Consider the following 11,186-nt stretch of genomic DNA (forward strand, 5'->3'; position numbering starts at 1 on the left):
AATAAAATATGTAATTTTCATATCTTTTTAATTAATAAACAGAATTTTCAATATATTTTACAGAACAAAAAAAGAGTAAAAACTGGTTGAAACTGTTTTTACTCTTTTTTTCTCGATTGACCTATTATCTTCACTTTATTATTCAATCATTGAATAGCCTCTACCATGTAATGTTTGAATATATCTATCTTTCTTCTCACACTTTAGCTTTTTTCTTAAATACCCAATATATAAATCCACTACATTTGGACTGACTGCTGCGTCATATCCCCATACCTGATTCAAAAGCATTTCACGGCTCAAAATTTTATTTTTATTCTTGATTAAAAATATAAGGAGGTCATACTCGCGCTGAGTAAGAGGGAGTATTTCGCCACTTTTTGTCACAATATTGTGGGATGCATCAACGAAGAGATCTTTAAACCGGAAGAAATTAGTCTCATTTGGTTGGATAACGTCCCCTCTCCTTAAAATAACTTTTATCCTTGCTACTAATTCTTCTTTCACAAATGGTTTTCTTATATAATCATCTGCCCCTGCTTGTAATCCTTCTATGCAATCCTTGTCGGATACATTGTCGGTCACAATAATGATTGGTGTCGTTTTTACAGCCCGTATTTGTCTGCAAATTTCCGGTCCAGATATACTTAACGAATCCCAATCCAATACGATAATATCCCAATCTTGCTCATATACTATATTTAAACCTTTGTTTTCATTATGAAGTGTTAAAATGAAATAGCCTTCTTGTTTTAGTCCGCTTACGATTTTCTTTGCTAATGAGCGTTCATTCTTTAGTACCAACACCTGTTTCATCTACCGTTCACCTCTACTTCATTTCATAAATAAATTTATCACAAAAAGTCATATCGAATGATTAAATCTTAAATTTCTAAAAAACTATTATAACAACTTATTAGGATAGGTTTATGCAAATTTACAATAAATGTGTATAAAAAAGTAAAGATAAATGATATTTTCAACAAATTGCTTTTTTCTATTTAAGCATTGAATAGGCTCCACCATGTTTGTGATTAGTCCTTATTCAAAATAAAAAACGTTATACAATTTTGTGATAATTGTATAACGCTTCTTATAGTTAATTGATTAATTGTTAGAAAGTGAAAATCTTATTTAATAAAATATTCTTTAACTTGGTCTAACATAATATTAGCAGCTAGAATGCCTCCAGCAGTATTCCAAATGACATCATCCACTTTGTGTGCGTTGCCTTTTTGAACAGCAGTTAGGTTTTTCCAAAGTGGATCTTGTGTCCATTCTTGTTCAGTTGCTAACGCAGAATCATCACCCGTTGGCATGTAGGTGAAGTAGAAAATAACATCGCCATCCATTTGAGGAATTGCTTCTTTTCCTAAATCAATAGCCAACTTCCCTAATTTTGCATTATCTTTAAATAAGTCTGCTTGAGCTGGAACACGTTTAAATCCTAATGCATCAAAGATGACACCTGAGAATGAATCTGTGTAATAGATGCGAGATTTATCTGCCATAAAACGTACGAACGAAATTTCTTTATTCGTTTGATCACCAAGTTCTTCTTTAAGTGCTTGTAATTTATCTTCGTAGGCTGTTAATACTTCTTCACCTTTTGTTTCTTGATTCACTGCTTTTGCATATAATTTAAAATTCTCTTTCCAGTCACCACGTAATGTTTCTGAAAAAATTGTTGGAGCAATTTTGCTAAGTTTTGCATAATCTTTTTCTTGTCTTAGTTTATTACCAATGATTAAATCAGGCTTTAAAGAAGCGATTTTTTCAATATTAATTTCATGTTCAACACCAACTACTTCTACACCGTCCATTTGATCTTTAATATGATCATACCAAGGATCACCTGACCAAGATTGAACAGCACCTACTGGCTTAATACCTAAAGCTAAAAGTGCTTCTGTTCCTTCATTTGTTAATACAACAATACGTTTTGGTGTGTCTTTTACTTCAGTTGTCCCCATTGCATGTTCGACACTGTAAGCATTGCTTTCTTTTGAACTTTCTTCCTTCTCGTTATCTTTAGAATTGCCACACGCTGCAAGAACAAAAATAGCCATAACAGATAGCAATACTAATAACTTTTGAAATGCTTTTTGCATCTTTTTTTCCCCCATTGTATATGATAAAATTGTTTGGTGATAATGATTATCATTTTTATTAAGAACGAAGTCAATAATATTGCAAGAATTTATTACTGTCAATATATTTTTAATAAAATGCGAGTACATTCTATATAGAAGAAAGAGTATGAATATATGATTTTTAAAAATAATTCTTCAAAATCTTTAGCGTTAATAGTAGGAACACTTCTCTTACTTATTTGCATGGGAATAAGTATTGTATATGGCTATGCAAATACCTCCATTCAAACGACGATTGAATCTTTTACCCAGTTTAATAATTCAAACGAGCATATCATTATTCAAAATGTTCGTATTCCTAGGGCTCTAATTGCTACATGTGTGGGGGCTTCTTTAGCTATTACAGGGGTACTGATGCAGACATTAACGAAAAATCCACTAGCATCCCCTGGAATTTTAGGAATCAATACTGGAGCTGGCTTTGCAGTCGTATTTGCAATGATTTTCTTCCATATTTCAGCTTTACAATCTTTAGCATGGGTTGCATTTTTAGGTGCCGCAATAGCTGCTCTATCAGTTTATGGCATTAGTTCATCTGGACGAGATGCCGTAACTCCAGTCAAAATAACGTTAGCTGGAGCCGCAATCAGTGCACTTTTCGCTTCTTTTACACAAGGTTTACTTGCAACAAACGAAGCAGAACTTGAGCAAGTACTGTTTTGGTTAGCTGGATCTGTACAAGGGAGAAAGCTGGAGATTCTAATATCTGTGTTACCATATTTAGTTATTGGTTGGATTGCAGCTCTACTTATCTCTTCTAAAATGAATATTCTTGCCCTTGGGGATGATATAGCAAGAGGTCTCGGGTTACCACTAGGCATGATGAAATTAGCAGTTGGCATTATTGTTATTTTTTTAGCAGGTAGCTCAGTTGCAATAGCTGGTCCTATAGGATTTGTTGGAATTGTAGTACCCCATTTTGCGCGAAAGTTTGTTGGTACTGATCATCGTTGGCTTATTCCGATGGCTGCTATATTAGGTGGGATTCTTTTACTGTTAGCAGATGTGGCAGCACGCTATATTATTATGCCTCAAGAAGTGCCAGTTGGCGTAATGACAGCCATGATTGGCACACCATTCTTTATTTACCTTGCGCGAAAAGGTGGAAAAAAATAATGAAACAATTAAAAACAGTTCGTTTACTACAAAATAAAATTTCTTTTTTACTAGATGTAAAAGCTTCTAAAAAGCTAACTTTTCTTAGTATCACAGCACTATTTGTTTTTTTCTTCAGTGCATCGTTTGGTGATTCATTTATAAATCCGTTAAAAGTAATGCAAACGATAATCGGACAAGGTTCTGATTTTGATCAATTAATTATTATTGACTTTCGACTGCCAAGAATTTTTATTGCAGCGTTTGCAGGTATGGCTTTAGCAGTGGCAGGTGCTATTTTACAAGGTCTGATTAAAAATCCACTTGCTTCACCAGACATAATCGGTATTTCTGCTGGTGGTGGAGCTGCGGTAGTTGGTTTTTTAGCTATTTTCAGTGACTCCAATCATTCTTTAACAGTTAGTATTGAATGGCTACCTCTTGCAGGATTTATTGGAGCTACTGCCGTTGCATTTATTGTTTATATATTTGCTTGGAAAGATGGTGTGACTGCAACCCGTCTTGTATTAATTGGTATCGGGGTTTCTGCTTTTATGCAGGCTATTACGACGATGTTGATGGTTATCGGTCCTATTTATCAAGCTAGTGAAGCCAATAAGTGGATTACAGGTAGCGTCAAAAGTGCAGATTGGAATCAAGTTCAAATTATCGTTCCAATAATTATAATCCTTCTGCTTCTAACAGTCTTTATTACTCGACAGTTAAACGTGCAAGAATTGGGTGATGACACAGCTGCAAGTTTAGGTCAAACTGTACAAAAAACTCGTTTTTTCTTATTACTCTTGAGTTCAAGTCTCGTTGCTAGTGCCATTTCATTTGCAGGAGCTATTGGTTTCGTCGGCTTAATGGCGCCACATATTGCAAGACGTATTATAGGTCCAGCATTCGGTGTATTAATTCCTACATCCGCTGCTATTGGTGCTTTATTAGTAATGGTTGCAGATATTATTGGACGCACTGCATTTAGTCCTTTAGAAGTGCCAGCAGGAGTGTTTACAGCTGCTATTGGTGCCCCTTATTTCATCTATTTATTATTGAGAAATCCTAGAAAATAAAGGAGTCAAACTTCATGACTAAAACTTTAGAAACTAAATCACTTACACTAAATTATGGTGATTCCAATATTATTGAAAATCTAAATTTATCGATTCCTATGAATGAAATTACTGTGTTGATTGGTGCCAATGGTTGTGGAAAATCTACACTTTTACGCTCAATCGCTCGTTTATTAAAGCCTAAACAAGGCACGGTATTATTAGATGGACAAGACCTTTTTAAATTGTCCACAAAACAAGTAGCTAAAAAGCTTTCTATTCTTCCTCAATCACCAGTAGCACCAGAAGGGTTAACAGTTTTACAACTTGTAAAACAAGGTCGTTACCCTCATCAAAGCTGGCGAAAACAATGGACAGAAAAAGATGAAGAAATAGTGTTAAACGCCTTAAAAGCGACGGGCGTGGATCATTTACAGGATAAACCAGTGGATGAGCTTTCAGGTGGTCAACGTCAACGCGCTTGGATTGCTATGACGCTAGCTCAGGATACAGATATTATTCTGTTAGATGAACCTACTACTTATTTAGATTTAACACATCAAATTGAAATTTTAGATTTACTTTTTGAATTAAATAAACAAAATAGAACAATCGTTATGGTTCTACACGATATTAATTTGGCATGTCGATATGCTGATCACATTATTACGGTGCGTGATCGAGGAGTTTATCAAGAGGGAAAACCTGAAGAAATTATGACAACTGCATTAGTAAAACATGTTTTCGATTTAGAATGTCAGATGACAAATGATCCTATATACGGTACGCCTTTATGTATACCCTTCGGTAAAGGAAGGATTATCTCTTAATTAAATTAGAAGTTCTCAATCAATATGCTCTTACCTAATTATTTTGTTAGAACGCTTCAAAGTTATAGGATCGAGTTTCCATTCAATAAAAATTAAAACGCCCCGTAAAGGTTAGATTTTATGTCTAACTTTTATGGGGCAGTTTACTGCATGAAATGATTTTCAACAGCAGACGATTTGTCTAATTGGAAATAATTATCGTGCGACCAAATATTTAATTTTAATTGTTGTGCTTCCTGCTGTATCTCACAGAATTCGTCTTAAACATTCCATAATCATAGCTTTTTCTTGAATAGACAAGTAGTTTCTATTTGCTTATTTTAATGAATAAAAATGAGCAAAAGTTATTTATTGAATTTACTACGTATTTATTATCCTTGCAACAGATTCACTAAACATTTTGTTTGATTAGGACTTACAACAATACAGGATTTGCAGATGTTTTTCTATTTTTGTTTTGAGTCGTGAAATGAGAGTTTTAAATTATTCAGTAAGCCCTATTTAACACGGGAAGATTTGATGAAGAAGGAAATAACTAAACCAATCATAGCTATAATTAGAGTGAATCTAAAGGAGTCCTGTACTCCCGCTGTTAATGAAGCTCCAATTGAAGAGGGGTCTGATAGATCAGTTATATTGTTCATATTTCTTTTCTGAGAAGCGGACATAATCGTAATTGCAACTGCAGTGCCAATTGCTCCCGACATTTGCTGTAATGTATTCATTAAAGCAGTCCCATCTGGGTAAAGATTTTTAGGTAATTGATTTAGTCCATTTGTCTGAGCAGGCATCAAAACCATTGATACACCTATAAATAGAATGGAATGCATCACAATCACCATACTAACCGACGTTTCAATGGTTACGTTTGACATGATATATAACATGATAGGCATGATTGCAAATCCAGGTATAACAAGTCCTCTTGGTCCGAATTTGTCAAAGATACGACCTGTGATTGGGGACATTAATCCATTTAGCACACCACCTGGCAACAAAACAAGCCCCGCAGTGAATGCAGTCAATGCTAGTCCCGTTTGCAAATATAATGGCAACAAAATCATTGTGGACATTATTACCATGAAGCAAATAAATACGGACAATAAACCTAGAGTAAACATTGGATATTTTAATACACGTAAATCAAGCATCGGTTTATCCATTTTTAATTGTCGCCAAGAAAACAAGGAAAGTGCAGTAAGACCCATTATAATCATCGTGATTACAATCGCGCTTCCCCAGCCATTCTCACCCGCGCTGCTAAAACCATAGACAATCCCGCCAAAACCAATCGAAGATAGAACAATAGATAATATATCAATTTTAGGTTTAGTTATGGTTGATACATTCTGCATATACACGATACCCGATACCAACGCAAGAATTAAAAACGGTAGACAAACCCAGAAAATCCAATGCCAAGTCAGTTTTTCTAGAATTAGTCCTGAGATTGAGGGTCCAACTGCAGGTGCAAACATAATGACCAACCCTATTAGTCCCATTGTTGCACCTCGTTTATGGATGGGAAAAATCAATAAGATCGAATTAAACATCAGAGGCAACAATAATCCAGTACCTATAGCCTGAATCACTCGAGAAAACATTAATATTCCGAAGCTTGGTGCAAGAGCTGCGACTAGTGTCCCAATAATTGAAAAAATCAATGACACAATAAATATTTGACGTGTACTAAACCATTGAAGTAAGAGACCCGTGACAGGAACTAATATTCCCAAGGTCAATAAATAACCTGTTGTCAGCCATTGTACCTTGGAAGAACTAATAGAAAATACTTGTATTAAATCTCCGAGAGCCATGTTTAAAGCCGTTTCACTGAATAATCCAATGAAACCAGCAATTAAGAAAGAAATTAATATTGGAGTAGTTTTTATCACTTTTGTTTGCTGTGTTTCTACTGTTAATGACATGAATAATCCACCTAAAATTTTATTTTGTTATAAGTTTTTTTGTTCATTTTTCTCCTAAACCCTTTTCAAAAGTACCCCTATATTAATGATCAGTAATATTAATCCCTAAATGGTCCCGCAAAGTGACACCCGTATATTCACTTCTGAACAAGCCTCTTTCAACCAACTGCGGCATCAGCTTTTCAAAAAATAATTTCAAAGATTTTTCTGAACCACCCGGAATAGCTATAAATCCGTCAATAGCTCCAGCCTCAAATCGCTCAATTATATCTTTCAAAACGTCTTCAACCGTTCCAACGGAAACCCAGTGAGCAGACCCGACAACCTCCGGCCTTGCCAATACCTCTTCCACTGTAGGCTGATGATTTGTAATATACCGGCGCAACAGCTCTGCATGTGTTCGGCTGCGGACTGGCTGATTCGGATCGGGAAGCATATCGGAAGTTACATGACGATCCAAAGCAAAGCTGCTCAAATCAAGACCCAGTACTGATTTAAGCGATGCATGTCTGCGCTCAATAGTCAAATGTGCGTGTGCCGCCTTATGTAATTCATGGGCTTCCTCGCGAGTTTCAGCCAAGAAAAAATATAAACCTGGCAAAACTCTTATGGTGTCCGGATCACGTCCATGCTCAATAGTTCTTCTTCTCAGATCATTTCGCAATTCTACTCCCGATTCAAGGTCTGGCATCGCAGCAAAAATAGCATCTGCTATTGAAGAGGCAAAATTTCGTCCTGTGTCCGACGCACCTGCTTGAAATAATGGAATTGGTCCCGATTTATGAGCAGGCAAAGTAAGTGGTCCCTTAACACTAAAAAACTCACCTGAATGATTAATTGGAGAAACTTTATCCTTATCGGAAAATATACCTGTCTCACGGTCAATAACAATGGCTTCTTTCGGAAAACTTTCCCAGAGTTTACGTACGACCTCAGTAAATTCAATTGCTTTCGCATATCTTTCTTTGGAAGAAGGCATAGGTGACTCACCAAAATTTTCGGCACCTTCAATAGAAGTGACAATATTCCAGCCAGCACGTCCATTGCTCAGCCAATGCAAAGTCTGAAGCTGTCTAGCAACAACATATGGTGGATTAAAAGTGGTAGAAATAGTCGTTACTAGACCGATCCGCTCAGTTTCACGAGCAATCGCTGCAAATATCATAGTGGGGTCAGGGCTACCAAAATTAGCAGAATCGCCAAGCATCTGTGGACTAACAAAAAGATAATCCGCCCTGAAAAGAAAATCGAGCTTTGTCTTCTCCGCCATCTTTGCCAAATCAATGTAAGGGTCAATTGAATCCATTTTTTCCACACCGCTGTCTGGGCGCCGCCAGTCGCCTCCTTTCACCCAAGTAGATAAGACTAATCCAATACATAATTGTCTATTTGTCGTCAATATTACCAACCCTTTCTATATAGTAAAAATAGTTTTGCACCCATGAAATACTCTGATCAGATGTTGTTTCTAGAAGGCTATTAATTAATAATGATTCTCATTATCAACCATAGTGTAGCAAGGTCTGCAACAAATGCAAATACACAAATCACCAATACGATATGTATTATTATCTAATCTAGTTTTGCTGAAAGATAATTTAGCCACTTGTAGGATAGGGCTCTGGAAGGAAATAATAAGACAAAGGGGAAAAAGCCTGCACTCTAGGTTCATCACCAGTTGCAGGCGTAAAACATAAATCAGTCACTCAATTTATACGATTATCTAATTTATGTGTGTATGCGGAAGGAGACACACCAAATTTCTTTTTAAACACTCTACTGAAATAAAGCGGATTGGCATATCCGACACTGATAGCAATATCGTTGATGGCGAAATTCCCCACTTTAAGTAAGTCACTTGCTCTTTCCATACGATAATTGATAAGATAGTCGATTGGACGAAGCCCAGTATATTTGTGAAAGAAATATGAGAAGCGCTTGGTATTCATTGCATGTAGCTCCGCCAATTCATGGAGTGTTAACGGGTTCATATAATGCCTGTGTATGTATGCAATAGCCTCCTCTATTACCTTTTCACTTGGAGAACTGCCAATCACTCGAAGCTTGCAACCCACCAACACTTGATGCATGACACTTAAAAATAATTCTTTGACACGAAGCTTCCCAATACCACTAAGTGTATTGGCATTCTGGTGCAGCATAATAAGCAATTCTAGTACTCTCGGATTTGCTCCCGCCTCCAGTTTGAAATGGGAGTCGCATTCATTAACGCTATATATTTCGTCTAACTTGTCAAATCTATAAAACAGTAAATAGTACTCGTACTCTGATTGACCTATAACTTGCGCGTCCATTTGCATGCTTGGAGCCACGTGAATTACTGAGCCAGGATGTAATTCATAGACAGTTCCATTCACACGCATTCTAGCCTCCCCACGAATTACAAAAAGAAATCCATGGCGGACGGTTCTAAATTCACTTAATATACTTTTCGGCTGGATCACTAAACGGTGGACACCTTCTATATCATAAAAACCTCTAGCAAATATCTCGGCTAATTTATCTAAGTCTATCATGATAATACACCTGCTCCCTATCCAAACATTGTACATCTGGTCTACTTTCACTGACAATATTCCCGCCAGCACGACCATTGCTCAGCCAATACAATGACTGAAGCTATTAAAGTAAAAATAGTTTTGCGCCCATGAAATACTCTAATCAGATGTTGCTACTAAAAGGATATTAATTAATAAAGATTCGCATTATAAACTATAGTTTAACAAGGTCTGGAACAAATACAAATACACAAATCACAAATACTAATATGCATTATTGTCTAATCAGGTTTGCTGAATGATGATTTAGTACACATGTGGGATAGGATTCGGTCAAACCAGTAGGAAAGAAACATGCACTCTACGAGACTCATCACAAGCAATTGTAGGCGCAATACATAAATCTGAAAATCTATATGTATTACTGGCGTTACATTAAAATAAATTAAATTTCGAAATTTCTATAAATATTAATCAATTTCATTGTGCATAAAAAAGCCCATTTCATTGAATGAAGTCAGATGTTAATACGTCCAAATCCACTAGTAAAGGAAGCAGTTCATGGACAAGATTACACTAGGCTCTCTGTCATGCTATTCCCCATGTAACTGAGGAACTTGCTGTAAATTGCTTGTTTTTAAAAGTTTAAAAGAACTATGGTTGGTTTTCAGTTCGTTGGCACTCAACCCTATTATCGAAAGGCTTTGTTCCTCCACTAGTCGTTTTTCTGCAAATATTTCGCTTGTAAAATTAATTTGACAGGTTGTCAGTCAATAATTATAATGAAAACATCTTAATTGATATTGATTATCAATCAAGATGTTTTTCACTCAGTAATTAAATTTAGTTTTCACAGTTTCTCTTAAAAGAGCTAAATCAAACTTTCCACTAGGAACGCCAAATAAATGTTCAAATGTGGATTGAATCGCTTCAATCCTTGCGATACGTTCTTGTGAATTCCATTTGAATAGTGATGAATCAACCCAATGATGGATTGTTGAAAGGAAAAATTCTGCTACTAGTGTTGGATTATCAATATGAAAGATACCCTCTTCATTACCTTGAATATTTAGATCAGCTAAAATTGGTGTGAATTGGCAAATTGTTTGTACATGTAATATTTGACGAAGGATAGCATTACTATCGTGTTGTAAATACTTAAAAATTTCAACATGCCCTGTTGGATCATCAAGCTCGTATACAAAAATCCAAGCTATTTTTTCATAAGCAGAAAGTGTTTCGTCATAAATTACTTCGATAAAATGCTCTTTTATCACTTTTAGCTGTCTATCAATCAATGCATTTGCCAAGGCTTCTTTTGATTTGAAGTAGTAATACAGTGTGCCCTGTGCTACTCCCAACGTTTTAGTAATATCAGTCGTTGAAGTTTTTTCATAACCTTTTTGGCTAAAAAGAGATTCTGCGGTATCTAATATTTCATTTCGCCGTTCTGATGCATTCTTTGTTACTCTAACCATCGCTTGTACTACCCCCTTTTTTAATTTAAGCATTTGACTAATAACTAGTCAAATTAAGAAAAAGAAATGAATGTACTTTATATTTAATTATACTGAGTGATTGTCGGTCAAAAAAATATTAGGAGGAT

At 35.7% G+C, this 11,186-nt stretch carries 9 protein-coding genes; 3 read left to right on the plus strand and 6 right to left on the minus strand.

Translation table 11 applies throughout. From position 1 onward, the window contains the following. Positions 1-138: 138 nt before the first annotated feature. Complete coding sequence (locus NSQ74_RS22365) at positions 139-816, minus strand: response regulator transcription factor (RefSeq protein ID WP_340826225.1); 678 nt, start codon at positions 814-816, stop codon at positions 139-141. A gap of 314 nt (positions 817-1,130) precedes the next feature. Then, on the minus strand, positions 1,131-2,111 hold the full coding sequence (locus NSQ74_RS22370; RefSeq protein ID WP_340826226.1) for an ABC transporter substrate-binding protein: 981 nt from the start codon (positions 2,109-2,111) through the stop codon (positions 1,131-1,133). Positions 2,112-2,267: 156 nt separating this feature from the next. Here NSQ74_RS22370 and NSQ74_RS22375 point away from each other — a divergent pair, with 156 nt between their 5' ends. The 3 genes from NSQ74_RS22375 to NSQ74_RS22385 are packed head-to-tail and all read left to right on the plus strand — an operon-like array spanning position 2,268 to position 5,133. After that, positions 2,268-3,269, plus strand: a complete 1,002-nt coding sequence (locus tag NSQ74_RS22375; RefSeq protein ID WP_340826227.1) for a FecCD family ABC transporter permease — start codon at positions 2,268-2,270, stop codon at positions 3,267-3,269. Continuing rightward, positions 3,269-4,324, plus strand: coding sequence for a FecCD family ABC transporter permease (locus NSQ74_RS22380; RefSeq protein ID WP_340826229.1), 1,056 nt, complete (start codon positions 3,269-3,271; stop codon positions 4,322-4,324). Before NSQ74_RS22375 ends, NSQ74_RS22380 begins: the two co-directional genes overlap by 1 nt. A 14-nt stretch (positions 4,325-4,338) precedes the next feature. Next, the gene (locus NSQ74_RS22385) at positions 4,339-5,133 is read left to right on the plus strand and encodes an ABC transporter ATP-binding protein (protein ID WP_340826230.1); all 795 of its coding nucleotides are present in this window, start codon (positions 4,339-4,341) and stop codon (positions 5,131-5,133) included. A gap of 497 nt (positions 5,134-5,630) precedes the next feature. Here NSQ74_RS22385 and NSQ74_RS22390 read toward each other — a convergent pair whose 3' ends face one another. The 4 genes from NSQ74_RS22390 to NSQ74_RS22405 all read right to left on the minus strand — a co-directional run bounded on the left by NSQ74_RS22390 (position 5,631) and on the right by NSQ74_RS22405 (position 11,058). Then, complete coding sequence (locus NSQ74_RS22390) at positions 5,631-7,061, minus strand: DHA2 family efflux MFS transporter permease subunit (protein ID WP_340826231.1); 1,431 nt, start codon at positions 7,059-7,061, stop codon at positions 5,631-5,633. An 82-nt stretch (positions 7,062-7,143) separates the two neighbouring features. Continuing rightward, positions 7,144-8,460, minus strand: a complete 1,317-nt coding sequence (locus NSQ74_RS22395; protein WP_340826233.1) for an NtaA/DmoA family FMN-dependent monooxygenase — start codon at positions 8,458-8,460, stop codon at positions 7,144-7,146. 307 nt (positions 8,461-8,767) lie between these two features. Continuing rightward, on the minus strand, positions 8,768-9,598 hold the full coding sequence (locus tag NSQ74_RS22400; protein ID WP_340826234.1) for a helix-turn-helix transcriptional regulator: 831 nt from the start codon (positions 9,596-9,598) through the stop codon (positions 8,768-8,770). An 812-nt stretch (positions 9,599-10,410) separates the two neighbouring features. Next, positions 10,411-11,058 carry a TetR/AcrR family transcriptional regulator gene (locus NSQ74_RS22405; protein ID WP_340826235.1) on the minus strand — a complete coding sequence of 216 codons (648 nt, stop codon included), beginning with the start codon at positions 11,056-11,058 and terminating at the stop codon, positions 10,411-10,413. Positions 11,059-11,186 lie beyond the last annotated feature (128 nt).

The organism is Lysinibacillus sp. FSL W8-0992, from assembly GCF_038008685.1.
Classification (GTDB): domain Bacteria; phylum Bacillota; class Bacilli; order Bacillales_A; family Planococcaceae; genus Lysinibacillus.